Genomic DNA, 22,545 nt, shown 5'->3' on the forward strand with positions numbered 1-22,545 from the left:
CCGCGAATGGCAGCCTGCCTACCATTGCGGCGTCCTGTTCGCGGTAATTTGTGACGCCCGGTTCCCCAAACTCTCGCCGAAGGGAAAAAGGGAAATGACGGAAGCTCCGCCGTACCCGCAGAAGCGCACCTGCCCCTACGAGCCGCCCGCGGGCTACCGCGAGATCGGGGAGCGGGGGCCGGTGCTCAAGGTGACCCTCTTCGACGGGCGCGAGGCGTGGATGGTGACCGGCTACCGGGAGTCCCGGGAGATCCTCACCCACCCGAACCTGTCCTCCCAGCGCACCCACCCCGGGTTCCCCATCGTGGCGCCCCGGTTCCGCTCCCAGATCGCCCGCACGCTGGCGCTGATCGCCATGGACCCGCCGGTCCACGACGTCTACCGCCGGTATCTCAACCCCCACTTCAGCCTCAAGGCGGTCCGCCGGATGCGCCCGGAGATCGAGCGGATCGTCGCCGGGTTCGTCGACCGCATCGTCGAGCACGGCCCGCCCGCCGACCTGGTGCCGCTGCTCGCGGTGCCGCTGCCGTCGCTGGTCATCTGCCGCCACCTCGGCGTGCCGTACGACGACCACGACTTCTTCCAGGACGCCAGCGGCAAGGTGATGCTGGGCACCGAGGAGGAGTCGGCGACGGCGGCGCAGGAGCTGTTCGACTACATCGACCGGCTGGTCGCCGAGCAGATCAAGAACCCCTCCGACGGGCTGCTCGGCACGCTCGTCCGGGAGCGGGTCGTCACCGGGGACATCGGCCACGACGAGCTGGTGTCCATCGCCCTGGTGCTGCTCATCGCCGCGCACGAGACCACCTCCTCCTCCCTGGCACTGGGTGTCATCACCCTGCTGGAGCACCCGGAGCAGCTCGCCCTGCTGCACGAGGACCCCGACCGGCTGCCGGGCGCGGTCGAGGAACTGCTGCGCTACATCGCCACCACCGACCTCGTCGCCACCCGCGTCGCCAAGGGCGACATCGAGATCGCCGGGCACCTCATCCGCGAGGGGGAGGGGGTGCTGGTTTCGGGCACGCTGGCCAACCGCGACGCGGCGGTGCACCGGCGTGCCGACGAACTCGACCTCCTGCGCGAGGACAGCCACCACCTGACGTTCGGCTTCGGCATCCATCAGTGCCTCGGCCAGAACCTCGCCCGGCTGGAGCTCGAGGTCGCGTTCAAGGAGCTGTTCGGCCGGCTCCCCGGGATCCGGCTGGCCGCCCCCGTCGCCGAGCTGCCCATCCTCGGGGCCGGGACCGTGCAGCGGGTCCTCGAGCTCCCGGTCGAGTGGTGACCGCGATGTGGGTGTCGGCGGACCGGGAGCGCTGCATCAGTGGCGGCCGCTGCATGGCCGCGACCTCGGAGGTGTTCGACCAGGACGAGGACGGCATCGTCGTGGTCCTCACCTCGAACCCCGCACCGGAGCAGGAGGAACGGGTCCGCAAGGCGGCCTACCTCTGCCCGTCGCGGGCCATCCGGATCGGCGACGGCCCCGCCGGGGGCTGAATCCGTCCGCCCCGGGCCCGGCCGGGCCCACGGCTCACGCACTAGGAAACAGGCGGAACACGTATGACCACAGCGGCGGCTCAGGAAGCCTCCCCCCTCCCCTCACTGACCGGAATGAGATTCGTCGCGGCGTTCCTCGTGTTCGTCTGCCACGCGTGCGTGCTGGGCTACTTCCACCCGGACGTCGCGTCCTCGCTCCAGACCTACGCCTTCACGTCCGGGTGGCTCGGCGTGGAGTTCTTCTTCGTGCTGAGCGGGTTCGTCCTGACCTGGTCGTTCTTCGAGGGCGAGTCGCGCACCCGCATGTGGCGGCGGCGGCTCGTCAAGGTCTACCCCAACCACGTGGTCACCTGGTTCGCCGCCCTCGCGCTGGCGATCTGGGCCGGCCAGTCCGTCGACCTGGTCAAGGCGCTGCCCAGCCTGCTGCTCGTGCACACCTGGCTCCCGCGCGCGGATCTGATCCTCTCCATCAACGTGGTCACCTGGTCGCTCGCCTGCGACCTGCTGTTCTACCTGGCCTTCCCGTTCCTCTACGGGCTCGTCCGGCGGATCCCGGCCCAGCGCCTCTGGACGGCCGTGGCCGCCGTCGTCGCGGTGATCGCCGTGCTTCCCGCCGTCGCCCTCGCGGTCCTGCCGGGCACGCCGGCGCTGCCCGGGCAGGAGATGTCGCTCACCCAGAACTGGTTCCTGGTGTCGTTCCCGCCGACCCGGGCGCTCGACTTCGTCCTCGGCATCCTGATGGCCAGGATCGTCGTCACCGGCCGGTGGATCCGGCTGGGCTGGGCCCCGGCGCTGCTGATCCTGGTCGCCGCCTTCGGCCTGCAGATGTACCTGTGGCCGACGGTCTACGGACTCACCGCGCCGGTCGCGCTGCCGCTCGCGCTGCTCATCGCCGCGGTCGCCGTCGCCGACCTCAAGGGCCGGTTCAGCCCGTTCCGCTCCCGCCCCCTGATCTGGCTGGGGACGATCTCGTACGCCTCCTACCTGGTCCACTTCCTCGTCCTGAGCTACTCCCACACCGCGTTGGGCGCCGACCGGACCTGGGACACGCCGTCCGCGCTGTTCCTCGTCACGGCCCTGTTCGGGGTCACCACGCTGCTGGCCTGGCTCCTCACCCGGTTCGTCGAGGAGCCCGCCATGCGCGCCTGGGCCGGCGCCCGGGCCGTCCGGCCCGGGCCCGCGCCGCTGCCGGAGGCCCGCTCGCCCGAACCGACCACCTGACCCCGCACCCACCCCCCGAGGCCGGCTCACCCACCGGGCCCAGCTCACCCACCGGGCCCGGCTCACCCACCGAGGCCGCTCACCCACCGAGACGGAAGGACGAAGGAGCCACATCGTGAACGCTCCACCGACCACCGCGAACGAGGAACTGTTCGCCTACCCGCAGGACCGGGCCTGTCCCTGGCAGCCGTCCCCCGGATACCAGGACCTGGGGCGGCGGGGGCCGCTCCACCGGGTCCGGCTGTGGGACGGCCGCACCATCTGGATGGTCACCGGCCACGCACAGGCCCGGCGGCTGCTCGCCGACCCGCGCATGTCGGCCGACCGGTCCCGCGACGACTTCCCCGCCGTCCTGCCCCGGCTGGACGCGCCCATCTTCAAGCCCATCGCCATCATCGGGTTCGACCCGCCGGTCCACGACGTGCACCGGCGCCTGCTCGCCCCCGACTTCAGCCTCAAGCACGTGCGCGCCGTACGCCCCCAGGTGGAGGAGCTCGCCCGGCGGCTCGCGGCGGACATGCTCCGGGCGGGCCCGCCGGTGGACCTCGTGCAGGCCTACGCACTGCCCATCCCCTCGATGGTGATCTCCGAGCTGCTCGGCGTGCCGTACGAGGACCACGAGTTCTTCGAGGCCAAGACGGTGGGCCTGCTGCAGGCGAAGTCGGCCGAGGACGCCGAGAGGGCGGGCCGCGAGCTGTGGGACTACCTCGACGGCCTGATCACGCGCAAGGAGCGCGAGCCCGGCGGAAGCGGCGTGCTGAGCAGGCTCGCCGGGCAGGTCACCGAGGACGGCGACCTCACCCGCGAGGACCTGCTGCGCATCGCGCTCGCCCTGCTCATCGGCGGGCACGACACGACCTCCCAGATGATCGCGCTCGGCGTCGTCACGCTGCTGGAGCACCCTGACCAGCTCGCCGCGCTGCGGGCCGACCCCGGGGCGCTTCCCGCCGCGATCGACGAGCTGCTGCGGCTGGTCTCGATCACCGACGTCTCCGGCGTCCGGGTGGCGACCGAGGACATCGAGATCGACGGGGAGGTCATCAGGGCCGGAGAGGGCGTCCTGGTGTCCTCCTCGATGACCAACCGCGACCCCGCCGTCTTCCCCCGGCCGTACGAGTTCGACGTCCACCGCACCGTGGGAGACAACGCGGCGTCGGGCCGTCAGCACCTGACGTTCGGTTTCGGCATCCACCAGTGCCTGGGGCAGAACCTCGCCCGGATGGAGCTGGAGGTCGCCTTCTCCGTCCTGTTCGAGGAGATCCCGGGCCTGCGGCTGGGCACTCCGCTGGAGGCGCTGCCCACGCGCAGCGGCGGCACGATGCAGGGCGTCCACACCTTGCCGGTCGAGTGGTGAACCCCGGCAGGGGAGAGAGAGGAGTCGCGATGAAGGTGACCGCCGACCGGAGCCGCTGCATGGCCGCCGGGCACTGCGCGATCAGCGCGCCGGCCGTCTTCGACCACGGCGAGGACGGCCTGGTGGTGGTGCTCGACGCGGAGCCGGGGGAGGACCAGCGGCGGGCCGTGGAGGTGGCGGAGAACCTGTGCCCGTCCCGGGCCATCGCCCTCCTGGACGCCTCGGCCGCGGCCCCGGCACAGGGCGCCCCGCCCGCGGGCTGACCGGACGGACGGCTGGCCGCTGAGGCGGCCGGGGGCGACCCATGGGTCGCCCCCGGCCGCCTCAGCGGTCGACGAAGCGCATGCTCTGTTCGTTCCAGCGCTCGCCGTGCACCTCGCCGGCCGGGACGGCGGCCGCGGCCGCCGCCAGGTCGGCCCGGGTCAGGCTCAGGAACACCGCGTCCGCGTTCTCCTCCAGGTGGTCCCGCCGCTTCGCGCCGGGGATCGGGACGACGTCCGGGCCCTGGTGGTGCAGCCACGCGAGAGCGAGCTGGGCCGGTGTGATCCCCAGCTCCCCGGCGAGCTCGCCGAGCCGGTCGGCGAGGGGCAGGTTGCGCGGCAGGTTCTCCGGCGAGAACCGGGGCAGGCCGAAACGCCGGAAGTCACCCTCCTCGAGCTGGTCGCGGGAGCGGACCGCGCCGGCGAGGAAGCCCCGCCCGAGCGGCGCGTACGGCACCACGGTGATGCCGAGCTCCCGGCAGACCGGCAGGATCCGCCGCTCGATGTCCCGCGACCACAGCGACCACTCCGTCTGCAGGGCGGAGACGGGGGCGACGGCGTGGGCCCGGCGGATCGTCTCCGGCGCGGCCTCGCACAGCCCGATGGCGCGGATCTTCCCGGCGGCCACCAGTTCGGCCATCGCGCCGACCGTCTCCTCGACGCCGACCTCGGTGTCCACGCGGGTCAGGTAGAGCAGGTCGACGTGGTCCACGCCGAGCCGCCGCAGGGAGTCCTCGCACGCCCGCCGCACATAGAGGGCGTCGCCGCGCACCCCGGCGCCGACACCGGGGCCGGGCCGCACCACGCCGAACTTGGTCGCGAGCACGGCCGACTCGCGGCGCCCGGCGACGGCGCGGCCGACCAGCTCCTCGTTGGCGCCGTGGCCGTACACGTCGGCGGTGTCGAGCAGCGTGACGCCGATGTCGAGGGCGCGCCGGATGGTCGAGATCGCCTCGCCCTCGCTGGTCGCGCCGTAGAACTCGGACATGCCGAGGCAGCCGAGCCCCTGGGCGCCGACGGTCAGGGGGCCGATCCGGCGGGTGGGGAGCCGGGTCAGGGTCATGGCGTCCCCTCGCTACCGGTAGACGACGATCGCGGACTCGTACGTGTCGTGGGTCTCCTTCGCCACGGGCCGGAACCAGCGGAAGCCGATGGCTCCGCGCAGCGGCCCGGCGACGACGACGGCGGGGAACGTCGCGGCCTCGCCGGCCGTCAGCCTGGCGTCGTCGACCAGGCCCCCGGCGCGGATGACGTTGCCGTCGCGCAGCCGGATCTCCTCGCCGAAGTACGCGACGAAGTGGCCGTCGTGCTCCTGCTTGAAGAGCATCCGGCCCGCGCCGGACGTCTCGCCGAGCGGTTCGCCGTCCGGACCGAAGATCTCCAGCCGGACGGTGGCGAAGTCCTTCTCGGTGGGCGTCGTGCCGGTGGGGTCGGCGTTGTTGGAGCGGTACTCCACGACCTTCTCGGTGAGGTCGCGCAGGATGAGCGAGCGGCCGGGCCGGGCGAGCGCCCCGACCCGGTCCGACACGGTCTCCGGCGGCGCGGCCAGGAACGGCAGCAGGAAGGAGCTCACCGCGTGGCGCACCGGCGCGATCCGGTCGGACAACGCGCGTAGATCCATATTCGCCTCCCGAGACGGAAAGTTACGTTTCCGACCCTAGGCGGCGGCGCTCAAGCGCCCCTAAAAGCCGGTCGCCCCTAAAAGCCGATCGCGTATTCCTGTCCGGCCGCCTTCCGCTGAATGGCCAGCGCCAGCTCCATCCGGGAGCTCACGCCGGTTTTCCGGTAAATGCGGGTGAGGTGAACGTCCACCGTCCGCGTGCTGATCGTGAGCCGGTCGGCGATGTCACGTCTTTTCATTCCCGAGCAGATCAGCAACGCGATCTCGCGCTCGCGGTGGGTCAGCCGGCCGAATACCTCCAGCCGCCCGAACATCTCCTGACGGGAGGAGGGCTGCGGAGCCGGGCGCGACGCAGGGCGCCCGCCGGTCTGCCTGTCCAGCCAGTGGAGCAGCGTCACCGCCTCCGACCGCCGGGCGATCTCCGCGGCGAGCCGCACGGTGTGGGCCGCCTGGTCGGCGCGGCCCTGCTCGGCGAGCGCCCGCGCCGCCTGCCCGAGGGCGTAGCTCTGCTCGATCGGCATGCCGGCCGTGGCGAACAGTTCGGCCGCCTCGCGGTAGCGCCGGGCGGCCTCACCGGGCGCCGCCCGCGTGCGCAGCAGATGGCCGCCGGTCATGGCGGCGTAGGCGAGGTTGTGCGGCATGGGCACCGCCCGGGCGTGCTCCTGGGCGCGGCGCGCCCACTCGTCGAGGGGCATTCCGGCGTCCAGGCCGGCGGCGCACAGCGTCTCCCACATCGTGGGGCGGGTGCCGCTCGGGATGACCCGCAGGTCCGGCCCCCGGCCCTCGTTGAGCAGGAGGGTGACGCAGTGCGTCGGGTCGCCGTCCAGCCAGGCGCACTTGGCGAGCGTCAGCGCGGCGATCGAGGCGCTGCCGTTCACGTGGGTCCCGGTCAGCGCCTGCCGCGCGAGCGCCTGCTGGGCCAGGGACTTGGCCCGCCCGCTGGCCACCGGCTGCATCCACACCTCGGCGGCGGACTTGAGGGCGACCGCCTGCGCGTGCCGCAGCGGGTTGCCCGGGCCCGACTCGACGATCGCCGCGTCCGCCGCGTCGCGGGCCTGCCTGAGCCGGCCGAGGTGGCGCTCGGCCTCGCTGAGCATGACCAGGAGCGTCGGCAGCAGGAACGGCCGCTGGCGCCGGCGGGCGACGTCGACGCCGCGCCGCACCTGCCGCTGGGCGTCGGCGTTGCGGCCGAGGTAGATGTAGGCGAGCCCGGCCAGCAGCAGGCACTCGACGTGACGCGCCACCAGATGCTCGGGGGTGCGGTCCAGCGACTCCGCGGCGGCGTCGGCGTCGGCCAGGGCACGTTCCACGTCCCCGGCGGCCACCGACGCCAGGGCCCTGAGCCCGAGCAGCCCCGCCGCGACGAGGTCGTCGCCGGCCGCCCGGGCGGCCCGCAGCGCGGAGTCGGCCTCCGCGCTGTCGACCGCGCGGCCGAGCATCGACACGCGGAAGCTGCGCGCCAGGACCAGGCGCGGCCAGACCGGGGAGTCCCGCAGTCCGGGCCGGTCGAGGAGGTGCCCCAGCAGGTCGAGCATCTGCACGTCCTGGCTGAGAACGCCCTCCACCACCGAGACGAAGGCGACGTGCTCGGCGAACACGGCCGGGTCCACCGGCGCGTCCGACTCGTGCACCAGGAACAGCAGGTCGCGGCTCTCGGGCATCCGGCCGAGACGGCCGAAGGCGGTGCTGAGCGCCAGCCGGGCGCGCGCGCCGATCTCGGTCGAGGGCGGCGCCTCGGCGAGCACGGGCGTCAGCCAGGAGACGCACTCGCTGACGTCGGTCTCCATGATCTCCTGGGACGCGTCGACGATCTGGGTCAGCTCGCCGGCGCGCGCCCTCGACAGCGAGCTGACCAGGTGGAAGCCGATCTGTGTGCCGGCCTGGCCGCGGGCCGAGAGCCGGTGCAGCGCCCGCTGGTGGGCCAGCGCCGCCCAGCAGGGATCGATCATCTGCCGCAGCAGCGAGCCGAACACCTCGTCCCTGATCGAGAACAGGGTGCCGACGGGCTCCACCCGCACCAGGTCCCGCCGGACGAGGCGGCGCAGCGCGGCGGAGGCCACCAGAGGGTCGAGTGCGGCGACCTCGGCGAGCAGGTCCGCGTCGAACCGGGAGCGCAGGATCGCCGCGGCGTGCAGCGCGTACCGCTCGGTGAGCGTCAGGTCGCGCACCTCGCTCATCACGGCGAACTCGAACGGCGCGAGCGCGCCGTCGCCGCCCGAGCGTGCACTGCGCTCCAGAGCCTGCAGCGCGCGCAGGTTGAACGGGTTCCCGCCGCTGCGGTGGCGCAGTTCGTACGGCGCGGGAACGGGCGACATGGCCAGCATCCGCTCGTCGTCGAGGGGGGCGAGCTCGATCCGCGCGGTGCGTCCGAAGGCCGTGGTGGCGGCGATGGCCTCGGCCAGGAGATCGGGGGTCTGGCGCGGGCGCAGCGAGACGACGACGTCGGCCAGGGGCACGGGATCGCCCCCGGCGATGGCGGCCAGCTCGCCGATGGTCTCGTCGTCGGCGAGGTGGGCGTCCTCGATCACCACCAGCTCCCGGTCCGGCCGGCTCCGCCGCCGGGCGAGACCGATCACAGGGCGGGCGGGCTCCTCGCGCTCACCGGCCCGGCGCGCCCGCCACAGCGCCTTGCGGACGGCGTCGATCGCCCGCTCCCGGTCGCCGGAGGAGCATCGGTGGACGGTGGCGGGGAGGGCGGTCCACTGCCGCTCGCGTACGAGCGCCGACAGCAGGTGGGTCTTGCCGGAGCCCGGCTCGCCGAGGACGGCGACGAGCCGTCCCTCGGAGCCCGGCTCCTGGGTCAGGGCCCGCAGCAGGTCGAGCTCGGCCGTGCGCACCACTGTGGCCGATGCGGTCTCGGAGATTCGTTCTTCATACACGCTCATTGTCTGTGACGACCCCAGGCGTTTCGTGACCGAAAAGAGCATTTCGGCCCGTAAGTCGCTCCTTTCTCGCGTTCTGGGCCGAAACTTCCAGTGGTAGCGGAGAGTGAAGGATCGGGCGCCGGTTCCTTCTCGAATCCGGCCTGCGAGAGAAGCTCCGACTTACTCTACATTACCTAGCGCCTTAGTCGGTTTTGTCAACACCAGTCGCTTTCCCCTTGCCGTTCCGGTGGGGGTCAGGCGCGGGGAATCGTGATGCCCTCCAGCACCAGTCGCAGGAAGCGCGGGCTGCCGTCCCTGCCGCCGGCCGCCTGCTCCCGCACCCAGGCGGCGCCGCTGAGGAGGTCGAACAGTTCGTCGGGGGTGAGGTCGGGCCGTACGCTGCCCGCCGCCTGCGCGGCGCGCAGCAGGTCGGCGCCGCTGCGGTGCATCGCGTTGCACATCGTGTGCGAGGGCGTCCCCTCGTCGTACATGCTCCGGGCGAGGATGCCGACCAGGCCGCGGAAGGTGCTGAAGTGCGCGACGGCCTCGCGCATCCACGCGGTGAGCGCGTCGAGCGGGTCCGGAGCGCCGGACAGCCGCTCGGCGTGGGAGACCAGGTTCTCCAGGCCGTCCCGGGTCGCGGCCTCGACCAGCGAGGCCCGGGTGGGGAAGTGGCGGTACAGCGTGCCGATCGCCACCCCGGCCTGGCTCGCGATGTCCTCCAGCGACGCGTCGGCCCCGGTGCTCTCGAACGCCTTGCGGGCCGCGGCCAGGATCGCGTCGTAGTTGCGCCGTCCGTCCGCCCGTTTGGGGCGCTGGGCGATGTAGGGCTTGCCGTCCATCGGCTACCTCCCGCTTGACATCCTGAGGGTGCCTCAGTTTGAATGCTCCCGATTAACCTGAGACGACCTCAGTATAGGTGCGGCCTGCAATCCGATCGCGCCTCACCCCTGCCCCCCATCAGCGGACCGTGGAGGTTCCATGGCCACCGAAACGACCCCCGAAAGCGTCTCCGGCACACCCCGGGACGTCCCCGACCGCGGCTGGGCCCTCGCGCTCGCCGCGATCGTCGGGGCCGAGTTCATGCTCCAGCTCGACGGCACCATCGTGAACGTCGCGCTGCCGACCCTGCAGTCCGACCTCCACCTGACGGTGGCCGGGGGATCCTGGGTGCCCAACGGCTTCTTCCTCGCCTTCGGCGGGCTCCTGCTGTTCGCCGGACGCCTCGGCGACGTGCTGGGCCACCGCCGGGTCTTCCTCGCCGGGATCGGGCTGGTCGTGGTGGCGTCGCTGATCGCCGGTCTCGCGCCCAACCTCGAAGTGCTGCTCGCGGGCCGGATCCTGCAGGGCGCCGGCGCGGCGATCTGCGGGCCCACCGGCCTGGCACTGCTGGCGATCGTCTTCCAGGGGGAGCGGCAGCAGCGCGCCTTCGGGCTCTACTCCACGGTGACCGGGCTCGGCGCCTCCGCCGGAATGGTCCTCGGCGGCCTGCTCACCTGGGTCGGTGACTGGCGCTGGAGCCTGCTGGTCAACGTGCCGATCGGGCTGGTCCTCGCCGTGGTCGCCGCCCGCGCCCTCGGCCTGCGCGACGAGACGAGGCGGTCGCGCTCGCTCGGCCTGCCGAGCGCGCTGCTGAGCACCGCCACCCTCACCACCGCCGTGTACGGCCTGGTCCACGCCGCCGAGAAGGGCTGGGGCGACCGCTGGACACTCGCGGCGCTCGGCGCGGCCGTCGTGCTGGCCGTGATCCTGCTGCTGGTGGACCGGCGCTCGGCCGAGCCGCTGCTGCCCCTGGCGGTCCTCGCCGGCCGCGAAAGGGCCGGGGCCTTCCTCAACCTGGTGCTGCTCGCGGCGGTCCTGACCAGCTTCCTGATCTACCTGGTGCAGTACCTCCAGGGCGTGCTCCACCTCGACGCGCTGCGAAGCGGCCTGGCCATCCTGCCGTTCGGCCTCGCGCTGCTCGTCAGCACCCAGATCCTCACCTCGTACATCGCCAAGATCGGCCTCAAGACCCGCGCGGTGGCCGGCCTGGTTGTCGTGCTGGCCGGAGTTGCGTGGCTGACCCGGCTCGACGGTGGCAGCACCTACCTCACCGGGGTGCTCCCGGCCCTCATCGTCATGGGGCTCGGGGTCGGCGTGGCGATCATCCCGTTCAACATGATCGTGCTCACCACCGCACCGCCCGAGTACGCCGGTGTGACGGCCGGAGTGCTGCAGACGGCGCTCACGATCGGCGGATCGCTCGGCCTGGCCGCGATGCTGATCCCGCTCACCCAGGGCTCCGGCGGCCTCGCCGAGACGATCTCGTCGGTCTTCGTGTGGGCCGCCGCCGCCCTGGTGATCGCGCTGCTCGTCGCGCTCGTCTTCTGGTACCGCCCCGGAGCGCGGAGGGCCACCTCCGCCGCCTGACGGGGCTGACGGGGCCGTTCCCCCCGGGTCCCGTGGTGAGGGGCGAGCCGTCCGCAGCCGGCCCGCCCCTCACGTGCTCCCGCCCGGCGCTTCACGGCAGGCGGCGTACGTGACCCTCAGCCGGCGATGGCGAGTTCGGCGTCCGACGAGAGGATCGCGAACTGCAGCCGGCGCATGGTCTTGCGGGGATCGAGCCCGAGCTCCTCCCGCAGCACCTGGCGGGCCGACTGGAAGACGTCCAGGGCCTCGGCGCGCCGCCCCGCCCGGTAGAGCGCGAGCATGAGCTGCTCGCGCAGGTTCTCGTTCAGGGGGTACTCCTCCACCCACCGCGACAGGTCGCCGATGAGCTCGCGGTGCCGTCCCAGCCGCAGCGAGCACGTCGCGATCACCTCCAGGCACTCCAGCCGTGCCTCTTCCGCCCAGCGGGCGAAGGAGCCGACGATGAGCCCGTTGTCGATGCCGGCGAGCACGGGCCCCCGGAACAGGCGCGCGGCGGCGGTGAACGCCTCCAGCGCGCTCTCGGGGTCGCGGTCCAGCGTGTCCCGCCCCCGCGCGTGCAGGGACTTGAGGTGGAACACGTCCACCGATCCCTGGTCGACCTCCAGGAGGTATCCCTGGGCGTGCGTCCGGATGGCCGCGCCGTCCACGGCGGGCTGCACGAAGTTCTTGCGGAGGTGCGAGATGTACACGTGGAGGGCGGCGCGGGCCCGCTTCGGCGGTTCGTTCCCCCACAGCTCGTCGAGCAGCTCGTCCGTCGAGATCGGCTGGTTGGCGCGGATGAGAAGCGCGGCCAGCAGGGTCTCGACCTTGGGTGCGCTGATGGTGTGCGTCGCCTCGTCCACGAGGCGCAGTGGCCCGAGCAGTTCGTATCTCACGCGTCTCCTCCTCGCGGCTCTTACGGGACAGCAGTACTGAAAGCCGCACTTATCCACCCGATGACGACATTTTTGCGATCGGTCCACGCGCTGACATCAGCGAAAGTGCGTACGGCGGTCTCCGCGGGTGCGTACGCGGTGGATCAGTGGAGGTCCAGAGCCACGTCCAGGCGGAGGTAGGCGTCGACCCAGGCCCGCTCGGCCGTCTCGTCGCCGGTGTCGGCCCGCGCCGCCGCGAAGGCCGTGACGGCCCGCGCGACGCGGTGCAGCCCGAGCACGGTCAACCGCCGCGCCGCAGCGGCCAGCCGGTCGTCGTACGTCGGCGGCAGGTGGGACAGGCCGTGATGGGCCGCTTCGGCGAGCAGCCCCCGGGTGTCGATCAGTGCCGCAGTGAGTGGTTCGTGCCGGTGGTCCTCGGCGACCGCGAGCCTGCTGCTGCCGCCGGGAGGCCGAAGGTCGGGGACGACGACCCGGCCGCCGGCCGACAGGCCGAGCGGTTCGATGACGACCCCGCCCGCGGTCCGCCCGACCACGCCGCTGACGAAACGCGGTTCGCCCTCCTCTCCGGCGAGCACGGCGGCGAGAGAGTCGAGACGCCCGGGGGTGGCGCCGGTGTGCGTGGCCCTGATGGTGGCGGTGTTACCCGCCCGGTCGGCGATGACGGCGTCGAGACGCTGGTCTCCGGGCGCGTAGGTGACGGACACCACCCGGGCGACGGCGACGACCCGGACCAGTTCCGCCTCCACCCGGGGGCGGATCGGCCGGAGCGGGAGAGCGTCCAGCTCACGGCCGAGCGCGGCGAGGTCGGTCACCAGCAGGGACGGCGGCAGCTCGTCCCAGGCGCCCCGCGACGCGCTGACCGTCGTCTTCGAGATCCGCCCGGTCGCCAGCCGCACCGTACGGCTGGCGCTGCGCACGGCCGACTCCGTGACCACGGTGCCGGTCGCCAAATCGGCCAGCGTCGACGCGGCGATCCGCCGCCGGGCGAGCGCCGCCCCGTCGTCGTCGCCGTCCCACCGGCGGCGGAGGACCAGCACCATGCCGCTGTCGCCGTGGGCCAGGTAGACCTCGGAGATCCGCTGGTCGCCGAGGGTGCGGATCCGACAGCCGAGGCCGTCCAGCCGGGCCCGGCGCAACGGGGTCTCGGCGGCCTCGGCGGTGCCGAGCACGCTGCTGCGCAGGGTGGCGTCCGGGCGCGTCACCGCCCGGTGCCGGGCGTGGAGTTCGGCGAGGTGGCTCGCGAGCAGTTCGGGACGGTAGTGGGAGCTCCGGTCGCGGTAGGAGGCCAGTTGCTCGGCGAGGTCGGTGACGGCCAGCAGCGGCCAGCGCAGCCCGGCGGCGTCCAGGTGGCGCCGCACGTCGGCGATGGCGGCGTCGAGGCCCTGACCGAGATGCGCCGCGCCCTCGCGCAGGACCGTGCCGGCCAGGCCCAGGGCCCGTTCCAGCCCGGATCCGGCGCCCGGCCCGGGCGCGCCGCCGACGTCGACCCGCGCCTCCTCGGCGCCGGGGTGCAGCGCGTCGGCGACCCGGAACGCCCACACCGCCAGGGCGATGACGTCGTCGCGGCTGCCGGCGACGGCGTCGGTGTGGACGAACCCGAGGTCGCCGGGGACCAGGAAGCGCACGGTCGCGGTGGCCAGTTCGACCTGAGGCACCGGATCGCCGGCGGTCGCGCGGCGGACCCGCGCGGTGAACCCGGTCCGCTCCGTACGGCGGGCGGCGGCCATCAGCCGGGCGCCGATCCTGGCGGTGAGCTCGTCGTCGGTCACCTGCCCCGGCGACCAGGGCGGCGGGGGCGGCGAGGGCTCCGCAGCGGCCTCTACAGGCACGTCATCCTCTGCAGGCACCGGGGCGGCCTCGGCGGGCAGGCGCTGGTAGGCGAGGATCACCCCGATGACATGCCGGCAGACGCCGACGGAACCACAGGTGCAGCGGGCCGCGTCGAGCCCGCCGGTGGGCACGGCCGTGGTCACGCCGTCGGGGAAGCCGCCGTGCACGGTGCCGTCGTCGTCGGTCCGGAGCTCCGGCGCGGCCTCCTTGCCCGCCCGTTTGACCAGGCCGCGATTGGTGAGCGCGGCGAGGGAGTCGGCCGTGAGCCCGAGCAGATCCGTCCTCATCGGCCCACGTGCTCCGCGACGAAGGACGCCAGCTCACCGGGGGTCATCGCACCCATGTGGGCTCCGGCGTCGGCCAGGCGCTGCGCCAGGTCCCGGTCGTAGTCGGGATTGGCCTGCTCGTCGAGCGCGGCCAGGCCCAGCACCTTGCTGCCCTGGGTCACCAGGTCGCGTACGACGCGCACCAGCCGCCGCGGGTCGCCGCCCTCGTAGAAGTCGGAGATCAGCACGACGATCGCGCGGCGCGGCTGGTCCACCAGGCCCGCGCCGTACGCCGCCGCGCGGGCGATGTCGGTGCCGCCGCCGAGCTGGACCTTCATCAGCAACTCCACCGGATCGTCGACGTCGGCGGTCAGGTCCACCACTTCGGTGTCGAAGGCGACCAGGTGGGTGCGCACACCGGGCAGGCCCCACAGGCAGGCCGCGGTGACCGCCGAGTGGATCACCGAGCCGGTCATCGAGCCGGACTGGTCGACGAGCAGGATCACCTGCCACTGCTCCAGGTGCCGGCGGGTGCGGGAGAAGAAGTACGGGGTCTCGATCACCACCTTGCCGGTCTCGGGCTGGTAGCGGCCGAGGTTGGCGCGCAGGGTCCTGACCACGTCGAAGTTGCGGGCCAGCCGCAGCCGGCCGCGCCGTCGCACCCTGCTGCCGGAGAACGCGCTCCGGACCTCGGTGGCGAGCTTCTCCGTCAACTGCCGGACGACCTGCTCCACGATCCGCCTGGCCAGCCGCAGCACCTGCGGGTTCATGAGGTGCTTGGTCCGCAGCACCGCCTTGAGCAGCGCGGGGTTGGGCTCGATGCGCGCGAGCACGTCCGGGTCGGTCACCACGTCGTGGATCTCGTACCGCTCGACCGCGTCGCGTTGCAGTCGTTCGACGGTCTCCTTGGGGAACAGCCGGGTGATGTCGTCGAGCCAGTCGACGGTGGTCAGCACCGACGCGCCCGTCCCGCCCTGCCGCACCCCACGCCGGCGCAGGTCCTCGTCGCGGCCGTAGAGCCAGTCCAGGGCCGCGTCACGGGCGGCGGCCCCCGCGTCGAGCGACTGCCCGCCGAGGCAGGCGCCGCCCGGCTCGCCGAGCAGCAGACGCCACCGTTCGAGAGTGGGGTCGGTCATCGAAGCCTCCGAGGTCACGGTCTGATCAGTCCCTCCCGGCGCAGCGCCGCCTCGACCCGCTCGTCCAGAGCCCTACCGGCGGCCACCAGCTCCGGCGCGGCGTCCAGCCGCATCAGGTCCCATCCCGACGCGCCGCCCGTACGCCGCTCGACCAGGCGGGTGGCGATGAGGTGCCGTTCGCGGGGCGGGAAGAAGCCGAACGCCTGGCGCAGCGCGGGCAGGGCCACCAGGAAGTCGTCGTCCGTCATCGCCCCGACCAGGTCGTCGAGCAGTTCCAGCATCCCGGGGGTGTGCAGCACCTCCTCCCGGGCGAGCGCGAACAACCCGGTCAGCCAGTCCCCGGCCGACGCGGGGACGAACGCGCCGCGCACGGCCCGCACGGGGTCCGCGGCGGCCGTACCACGCAGCGACCAGCCCAGGCCCAGAGACGCGCCGCGCAGGTCGGGCGGCGCGTCCCGGCAGGCGGCGAGCCGGTCCGCGACGCCCAGCGCCGCGGGCGTGTCCAGCCCGAGCGACGGGCCCGCGTGCCTGAGCGCGTCGCGGACGGCGGTCATGGCGTCGACGCGCCGGAGATCGGCGGGGGCGGGGCCGCCGCGCACGCCTTCGGCCAGCCACAGCGCCCGGCGGGTGGCGGCCCGGACCACCGTGCCCACAGTGGTGCCGCCGCTGGTGCGGAACAGGTCGTCGTGGCGCCACATCGCCAGGGCGACGGCGAGGACGCGGCCCAGCGCCCCCAGGTCGGCCGCCGCTTCGACGGCCCTCGTCAGGTCGTCCAGCACCTGCCCGGTCAGGTCGCCGACGCCGCACAGCGCCGTGTCGAACAGCACCTCGGCCAGTTCGTCCAGGCCCGCGCCGGGGATCCGTGCCGCGAGGGCGGCGGCCGCCGCCTCCTGCGGGTCCACGCCGTACCCGCCGGCCTCGATCAGCGCGGGCAGCCGGTCGTCGGACTCGGTCAGCGTCCATCGTTCGACCGGCTCCGCGCCGCCTGCCGGGCTGGGGCCCGAGGTGCGCACCACGCCCGGGATCCGCAGCACCCGCAGCCGATGCAGCAACCGGCTGCGCTCGCGGCCGGCGTCCTCGCCGAGGTCGAGCCGTTCCTCGCCCGGACCGCCCAGCATCGCGAGAACCGCGTGGACCAGCGGCGGCATCGGGGTCGAGGGATGCAGGCGGCCCACCCGGTCACCGCTGAGGGCCGCGATCATCTCCACGATCACGGGATGACTACCGGCCGGCAGCGGGCCGCGCGCCGCCCAGGGCAGCGGGGTCTCGATCGCCTCGCTGACCAGCGCGCTCGCCAGGCCGTCCAGCACGTCGACCCGGGCCGGATGCGGGTGGCCGCGCATCAACGCGATGCCGTCCGCGGTGGCCCGGGCGGCGATCAGGTCCGCGGTGGACACGGGCTGCCGCCGGGCGCGCAGCCGGGCGGTCACCGCCTCGGTGAGCCCGCGGGCGGCCTCGGCCGGGCCCGACTCCCACAGGCGCTGGTAGTAGCCCGGCGACGGCATCCCCGACTGGTAGCCGTCGAAGGCGTCCAGCCGCCGGAACGAGTACGGCACCAGGTAGCTGCCGACGACCGCGTCCGCGGGCGGCCGCGGCACCTCCGGCCAGTTGCGGTCGCCCCGCTCAGCCAGCCGGACCAGCGCGGGGCGGTGGAAGCCGCCCGTGACCACGACCACCGGCCGGTCGCCCGCGTCGGCGACGGCGGCCCGGACCCATCGCGCCATGTACGCCTCGCGGGCCGTGTCGTCCGGACCGGTCGGTGTGTCGCCGCGGACCAGGTCGAAGTAGGTCGCCAGCCGTTCGGCCAGTCCGTCGGCCGGTTCGATCTCGAACAGGTGGTCCCACAACGCGTCCACGTTGTCCACGGCGAAGGTGCGGCACAGCCGTCCGGTCACCTCGGTGTAGCGGGCCTCCGCGTCGGCGTAACGGTTGCGGACCCCGGCCAGCGCCGGATGCCAGGCGGGCAGGTCGATGAACCGCAGTTCGGCGCCGACGTCCCGGCCCGCGACCAGCGCCGTCCACTCGGGGGAGTAGTCGCACAGCGGGGTCCACGAGCCGTGCCGTCGTTCGGCGTCCCGGTAGCTCGTGTAGACGGCGATCGGCAGCTCATGCCCCAGCAGGAGCTCGTCCATCCGGTTGTTCATCTCCGCCGGGCCCTCGACCAGCACGTACGCGGGCCGCAGGGAACGGATGGTGTCGGCGACCAGCCGGGCGCAGGCGGGGCTGTGGTGCCGCACGCCGAGGAACGTGACCGCCATCGTCAGCCCGGCAGCAGGTGACGGGCCTCGTACACGGCCTTCCACTGTTTCCCGGACCGCCGCTGCTCCAGATATCTGCGGAGTTTCGCAAGGTCCTCCGGATTGTCCTTGGCCGCCGTGCCGGCCAGGCAGGAGACCAGGTCGGCGGCGGTGCCGGGCTCTCCGCGCAGGAACCATCCGCGCAGCCCGACGGCGTGCGCGACCGAGACGGCCTCGGCGGTGCTCATCACCCCCGACAGCCGGTCGGTGGCGTCGCCGCGCGTGGTCTGCCCGTCACGCAGTTCCCGGAACGCGGTGACCAGGACCTCCAGCACGTCGCGCCGTGGTGGCGCGGCGACGCCGGACCGCCTCAGCAGGGCGGTGGCCTCCGCCTCCACCAGCAGCAGCTCGGTGTCGAAGTCGGCGATGGGGAAGACCGTCTCGAAGTTGAACCGGCGCTTGAGCGCGGCGCTCATCTCGTTGACGCCGCGGTCGCGGGTGTTGGCGGTGGCGATGACGGTGAACCCCTCCTGGGCGAACACCATGGCCTCCGGCCCGGTCAGCTCCGGTACGGCGAGCACGCGGTCCGACAAGGGAGACAGCAGGCAGTCCTGCACCTCCAGCGGGCACCGGGTGATCTCCTCGAAGCGCACCACCTTGCCCTCGGCCATGCCGCGCAGCAGCGGAGCGGCCACCAGCGACCGGGTGGACGGGCCCTCTGCGACCAGCAGCGCGTAGTTCCACGAATACTTGATCTGGTCCTCGGTGGTGGCCGCTCCGCCCTGGATGGTGAGCGTCGAGGTTCCGCTCACCGCCGCGGCGAGCAGTTCGGACAGCAGCGACTTCGCCGTGCCCGGCTCGCCGACCAGCATCAGCCCGCGGTTGGTCGCGAGCGTCACCAGCGATCGGTCGATCAGCGAAGGATCACCCACGAACTTGCGGCTGACGCCGAGCTTCTCGTCTCCGAGGACGAAGCGCCGGGCGGCCCGCAGGCTCAGCGCCCAGCCGGGCGGCCGGGCGTCGGTGTCGCTGTCCCGCAGCCGGGCCAGCTCGTCGGCGTAGCGGATCTCGGCCGGGGGCCGCTGGGCGTGCTCGTTCATCAAAGCCTCCGAGGAGACCCCGCCTTCAGGCGGGGGAGGATTCGGACCCCCTGCGGAGCAGGGTGGGGCGGGAGCGGATGTCAACGGGTGATCTCCCTGAGGTCGCGCAGGACCTCGGACACGGTGATCGGATCGAGGCCGTCGAGGGCCACGCCCATCAGGGTCTGCTCGTCGGCGAACTCGGGGTAGCCGATCGAGATGCCCGGATCGAGACCGACCGTGACGGTCCCGCCGCCGGGCACGTCCCGCTCGATCCAGCCCTGCCAACCGGCGTCCTGCGGGTAGCCCCGCCGCCAGCCCCGCCGTTCCAGGCCGAGCACCCTGCCCGTGGGGACTCTGGCGGCCATGATTTCGGCCAGCAGCGTCTCGTCCGGACCGTAGGTCTCCCGGCCCAGCTGGGGGAACGGCTGCAGGATCTCGTAGTCGGCGAACACCTCGGCCCACCCGGCCCGCTCCTCGCCGAGCTCCAGCGGGTGCGCCACCCCCACGACGGCCTCGTCGGGCAACGTCAGCGTGTCGTCCTCGACGTCGGCGAAACTGCGGTCCTCGGCCACCCGCAGGGCGCCCGTGAGCCGGCCCGAGGAGTCGTAGAGTCCCCACACCAGCCGCCGCACGATGTGCCAGAGCAGGGGGTGGCCGACGAGCAGCCGCCTGAACTCCGCACCGGTCCAGCGGCGCCGGTTCACCATGGCCTGCTCCAGCCGGTGGATGCTGTCCGCGGCCACGGCGCGCACGTCCTTCTTCAGCCCGGTGAACCGCTGGTAGGCGGCGGGCGCGAGCTCCGGATCGTCGTTCGCCCCCGGCTTGGGCAGATTCTTCAGCCGCTTCCCCGCGGCGTCGGTCACGTACGGCTTGAGCTGCTCGTCGAAGCCGACCACGAATCGCCGGCGGCCGTAGTCGAGGGTCAGGCTGCCGTCGGCGGACAGTCCGAAGTCGGGCACCAGCCGGTCGGCCAGCTCCTGCGGTGTCAGGCCGAGCTCGGCGGCGACCTCGTTCATCTTCTGCCTGGCCCGGTTCTTGAGCCCGGTGAACTTGACCTTCTCGGCGATGCCGTGCAGGTGCATCAGGGCGACGTCGGAGCCGATGGCGGCCAGCAGGTCCAGACCCGCGACCGCCCGCGCGTGCCCGCCGTCGCCGGGCCAGGTCCTGATCAGCGGCGTCAGCCGCCGGACGGTCTCGTCGTCGCCGATCAGTGCCAGCGCGTCCATCACCCAGCTCTCCTTGGACGGATAGCCGGCCGCCTGCCAGCGCTGGAACAGCGTCCAGCCGAGGTCCGCGAGGCCGCGGCTGTCGCAAGCCTCCTTCACCAGGGTCAGACCGGCGTACGGATCGCCGGGCCGGGAGATCGCCAGCATCGTCATCACGTGGCGGACCGCCTCGGGCGGCAGCACACCCGCGCCGCCGCGCAGGTGGACCGGTGAGAAGACCGCGACCTCCGCCCACTCGGGCAGCACGGGCATCCTGGCGGGCAGCGCGTCGAGCGGGTCGGCCGAGAGCAGATCGGCGACCGCGGCCTCGGCGGCGGGGCCGTAACCCGCGGCGGCCTCCGTCACGGCGTCGCGGCCGCCGCCCGCGGCCAGCACCGTCAGCGCCCGCTCCGCCTGACGCCGGGGCACGCCGGGCCTGCCCAGAGCCGCCGGGATCAGCGCCCTCGCGGCCGTCTCGGGGTGGCGGGCCAGCCACGCGAGCGCGCTGGCGCGCACCGACTTCAGCCGCGACAGCCACTCGGCCATCAGCACGGCGATCTCCGGGCCGGCGAAGGGAAGCAGCAGCGGAGCGACCTGGACGGGCGCGCGCCGGGCGCTGTCCAGCATCATGGGCAGCGCCGCCGGCCCGAACCTCGCGGCGACCTGCGGCATCCACTCGGAGACTCCCCACAGGTCGCCCGGGCGCCACTTCCCGATGAGCGGTGCGGCCAGCTCATCGGGCCCGGCGACGAACAGGGCGATCTCGTCGAACGCGTATGAGGGGGTCTGCCCGCCTGCGGCGATCTGGGCGGCGATCCGGGAGGCGACCTTCTTCCACTCGTGCCGGGACCGATCCCATGAACGGTGCTCCGGGCGGGCGGAACTCCAGGTGTCCCGCTCGCCCGGCCGCCACACCACGGCCGGCTCGTCGGTACACACCAGGTCATTCACCACGACGGGCTTGCGGACCGTACGCGGACGGGTCCAGGGCGGGCTGGCCAGCACCTCGGGCAGGGCGTCGAGCGGAGCGACAGGGACGGACGGCGCGGCCGTGATCTTGTTGATCCGCCCGGCCGCGGTGGCGTCGACGCTCGCGAGCACCTCGGCCACGAGGCCGGGATGGGCCAGCACGTGGGCGCGCAGCAGCGTGTCCGGGACCTTCCCGCCGGACGTGCCACCGGAGGCGGCCAGCATCCGCATCGCCCGGCGTGGGAAGCGGGCCGCCGCGCGCAGGAACGCCGGCTCGGCGTGCTTGTGGTCGATCCGGTCGAGGAGCGCCCGCATGGCCGCATCGGACGGCAGTTCGGCGAGCACGCCCAGCAGCCGCCGCCGGCTCTCCGCGTCGTAGAGGTCGTCGAACCAACCGGCCAGCACGGGTACGGCCGCGGTCCCGATGCCGTCGACGAGCGTGGCGGGCAGAGCGAGGGAGTGCATCGAGTAGTAGCCCTGCACATGGCTCGCGATGAGCGCCGCGTGCTCGGGAGTGCCGACGGCGGCGACGAGCTCGAGGGCGAGATCCGGGTTGACGCGGCTCACTTCGGCGCAGTCGTCCGTGACCCACTCCACCTCGGTGGGCGCCAGGTAGGAGGCCGCCACCCGCTGGTGGAGCCCGTCTTCACGGCTCGCCGCCAGGGCCGCGACGACCTCGGCGTACTCGTCGTCCGGCGCGGTCGAGAGGACGGCACGGACTCGGTTGGCGATTTCCATCCAGGGCCGGCCGTACCAGTGGTTGACGGACTCATCGGTGGCGAGCCGCCGGACCGGCCGGGGATACACGGTGGCGTCGAGACCCAGCGAGGCCAGTTCAATCACGGCGGTCGCCGCGAACACCGGGCCGCGTTCGGCCAGCCAGGCATCGGCGAACAGGGTCAGCGACGTCCGCTCGTTCCACGGCACGGACTCGGCCACCACCGAGGCGGCCACCGCCGCGCCCAGCGGCGTGGGCTCCCCGGCGAGGTACGCCGCGCCCGCGGCGGCGATCTCCGGGTCGGAGCACTTCGCCAGGGAGTCACGGATCAGCTGACGTTGCCCGTCCACCCTTGCGGCGAGTTCCGCAGGCGCGCCCGGGTCCGGCCGCTTCACGGTGACCTTCACGCCACCCCGCCGCGGATGAAGAGCGCGCAGCCAGGCGGCCGGCATCGTCAGCCGGTCCTCATCCTCGGCCGCGATCTCTGCCGGAGATGTCGCCGGCGGAGATGTCACGGGCGGAGAGGTCACGGGCGGGGACGTCACCGGCGCGGCGGCCGCTTCGTCCTCCGTGTAGCCCTTGCGCAACTTCTCCGCCACCAGCTTGTCGGCCGCCACCGTGGCGGCGGCGGCCGAGCCGAACGACTTGACCTGCGTCTGACCGGCCGCGCCCAGCCGCCCGTAGCGGATGTTCAGCTCCGTGCCGTCCTGACGCACCTCCCAGAACTTCGCCGAACCACCGCCGACATAGGTCAGCATCCGACCCGCGCTCATGCCGATACCTCCACGCTGCGTCTGGTGTAGAGCCCGTCGCTCAAGGGACTTCAGGGGACTTCAGGGACTCCGAGCGACTTCGAGTGGCACGGCGGAGTGACCGCGCCGACTCGGGATGTCTCGTCCTCGTGATCGTCAGCGCGAGTATCGCGCGCGGGACCGACAATCCGGCTCCGGCCGTCGGCCGCTCTGCCGGCGTCGTGGATGATTTGTGGCCTTCGTCGCCTCAGT

General features: G+C 73.2%; 16 protein-coding genes. 6 read left to right on the forward strand and 10 right to left on the reverse strand.

Going from position 1 to position 22,545, the window contains the following annotated elements; translation table 11 throughout:
- Positions 1–94: 94 nt before the first annotated feature.
- The 5 genes from FED44_RS28705 to FED44_RS28725 all read left to right on the forward strand — a co-directional run bounded on the left by FED44_RS28705 (position 95) and on the right by FED44_RS28725 (position 4,332).
- The gene (locus FED44_RS28705; protein WP_138462669.1) at positions 95–1,282 is read left to right on the forward strand and encodes a cytochrome P450; all 1,188 of its coding nucleotides are present in this window, start codon (positions 95–97) and stop codon (positions 1,280–1,282) included.
- Between the two features lie 5 nt (positions 1,283–1,287).
- On the forward strand, positions 1,288–1,494 hold the full coding sequence (locus FED44_RS28710; protein ID WP_138462709.1) for a ferredoxin: 207 nt from the start codon (positions 1,288–1,290) through the stop codon (positions 1,492–1,494).
- Positions 1,495–1,608: 114 nt separating this feature from the next.
- Complete coding sequence (locus FED44_RS28715) at positions 1,609–2,715, forward strand: acyltransferase family protein (protein ID WP_208759236.1); 1,107 nt, start codon at positions 1,609–1,611, stop codon at positions 2,713–2,715.
- 115 nt (positions 2,716–2,830) lie between these two features.
- Positions 2,831–4,069 carry a cytochrome P450 gene (locus tag FED44_RS28720; RefSeq protein ID WP_244302353.1) on the forward strand — a complete coding sequence of 413 codons (1,239 nt, stop codon included), beginning with the start codon at positions 2,831–2,833 and terminating at the stop codon, positions 4,067–4,069.
- 29 nt (positions 4,070–4,098) lie between these two features.
- Positions 4,099–4,332, forward strand: a complete 234-nt coding sequence (locus FED44_RS28725; protein ID WP_117409458.1) for a ferredoxin — start codon at positions 4,099–4,101, stop codon at positions 4,330–4,332.
- A 61-nt stretch (positions 4,333–4,393) separates the two neighbouring features.
- Here FED44_RS28725 and FED44_RS28730 read toward each other — a convergent pair whose 3' ends face one another.
- The 4 genes from FED44_RS28730 to FED44_RS28745 all read right to left on the reverse strand — a co-directional run bounded on the left by FED44_RS28730 (position 4,394) and on the right by FED44_RS28745 (position 9,656).
- On the reverse strand, positions 4,394–5,392 hold the full coding sequence (locus FED44_RS28730) for an aldo/keto reductase (RefSeq protein ID WP_138462671.1): 999 nt from the start codon (positions 5,390–5,392) through the stop codon (positions 4,394–4,396).
- Between the two features lie 12 nt (positions 5,393–5,404).
- A complete protein-coding gene (locus tag FED44_RS28735; protein ID WP_165900865.1) occupies positions 5,405–5,950 on the reverse strand; it encodes an allene oxide cyclase barrel-like domain-containing protein in 546 nt (181 codons plus the stop codon).
- Between the two features lie 77 nt (positions 5,951–6,027).
- On the reverse strand, positions 6,028–8,829 hold the full coding sequence (locus FED44_RS28740) for a LuxR family transcriptional regulator (RefSeq protein ID WP_133306130.1): 2,802 nt from the start codon (positions 8,827–8,829) through the stop codon (positions 6,028–6,030).
- Positions 8,830–9,068: 239 nt separating this feature from the next.
- Positions 9,069–9,656 carry a TetR/AcrR family transcriptional regulator gene (locus FED44_RS28745; RefSeq protein ID WP_117409461.1) on the reverse strand — a complete coding sequence of 196 codons (588 nt, stop codon included), beginning with the start codon at positions 9,654–9,656 and terminating at the stop codon, positions 9,069–9,071.
- Positions 9,657–9,795: 139 nt separating this feature from the next.
- Between FED44_RS28745 and FED44_RS28750 the strand changes: the two genes are divergently transcribed.
- A complete protein-coding gene (locus FED44_RS28750; protein WP_138462672.1) occupies positions 9,796–11,223 on the forward strand; it encodes an MFS transporter in 1,428 nt (475 codons plus the stop codon).
- 116 nt (positions 11,224–11,339) lie between these two features.
- Here FED44_RS28750 and FED44_RS28755 read toward each other — a convergent pair whose 3' ends face one another.
- The 6 genes from FED44_RS28755 to FED44_RS28780 form a co-directional block, all read right to left on the reverse strand.
- Positions 11,340–12,098, reverse strand: coding sequence for an AfsR/SARP family transcriptional regulator (locus FED44_RS28755; RefSeq protein ID WP_138462673.1), 759 nt, complete (start codon positions 12,096–12,098; stop codon positions 11,340–11,342).
- Positions 12,099–12,241: 143 nt separating this feature from the next.
- Complete coding sequence (locus tag FED44_RS28760) at positions 12,242–14,215, reverse strand: SWIM zinc finger family protein (RefSeq protein ID WP_138462674.1); 1,974 nt, start codon at positions 14,213–14,215, stop codon at positions 12,242–12,244.
- A complete protein-coding gene (locus tag FED44_RS28765) occupies positions 14,212–15,330 on the reverse strand; it encodes a VWA domain-containing protein (protein WP_138462675.1) in 1,119 nt (372 codons plus the stop codon). The genes FED44_RS28760 and FED44_RS28765 overlap by 4 nt, the downstream gene beginning before the upstream one ends.
- Before the next feature lie 14 nt (positions 15,331–15,344).
- Complete coding sequence (locus FED44_RS28770) at positions 15,345–17,588, reverse strand: DUF5682 family protein (RefSeq protein ID WP_138462676.1); 2,244 nt, start codon at positions 17,586–17,588, stop codon at positions 15,345–15,347.
- Positions 17,589–17,590: 2 nt separating this feature from the next.
- The gene (locus tag FED44_RS28775) at positions 17,591–18,667 is read right to left on the reverse strand and encodes an ATP-binding protein (protein ID WP_117410214.1); all 1,077 of its coding nucleotides are present in this window, start codon (positions 18,665–18,667) and stop codon (positions 17,591–17,593) included.
- An 80-nt stretch (positions 18,668–18,747) separates the two neighbouring features.
- Positions 18,748–22,314, reverse strand: coding sequence for a DUF4132 domain-containing protein (locus FED44_RS28780; RefSeq protein ID WP_138462677.1), 3,567 nt, complete (start codon positions 22,312–22,314; stop codon positions 18,748–18,750).
- Positions 22,315–22,545 lie beyond the last annotated feature (231 nt).

The organism is Microbispora triticiradicis (assembly GCF_005864065.1).
Taxonomy (GTDB): Bacteria; Actinomycetota; Actinomycetes; order Streptosporangiales; family Streptosporangiaceae; genus Microbispora; species Microbispora triticiradicis.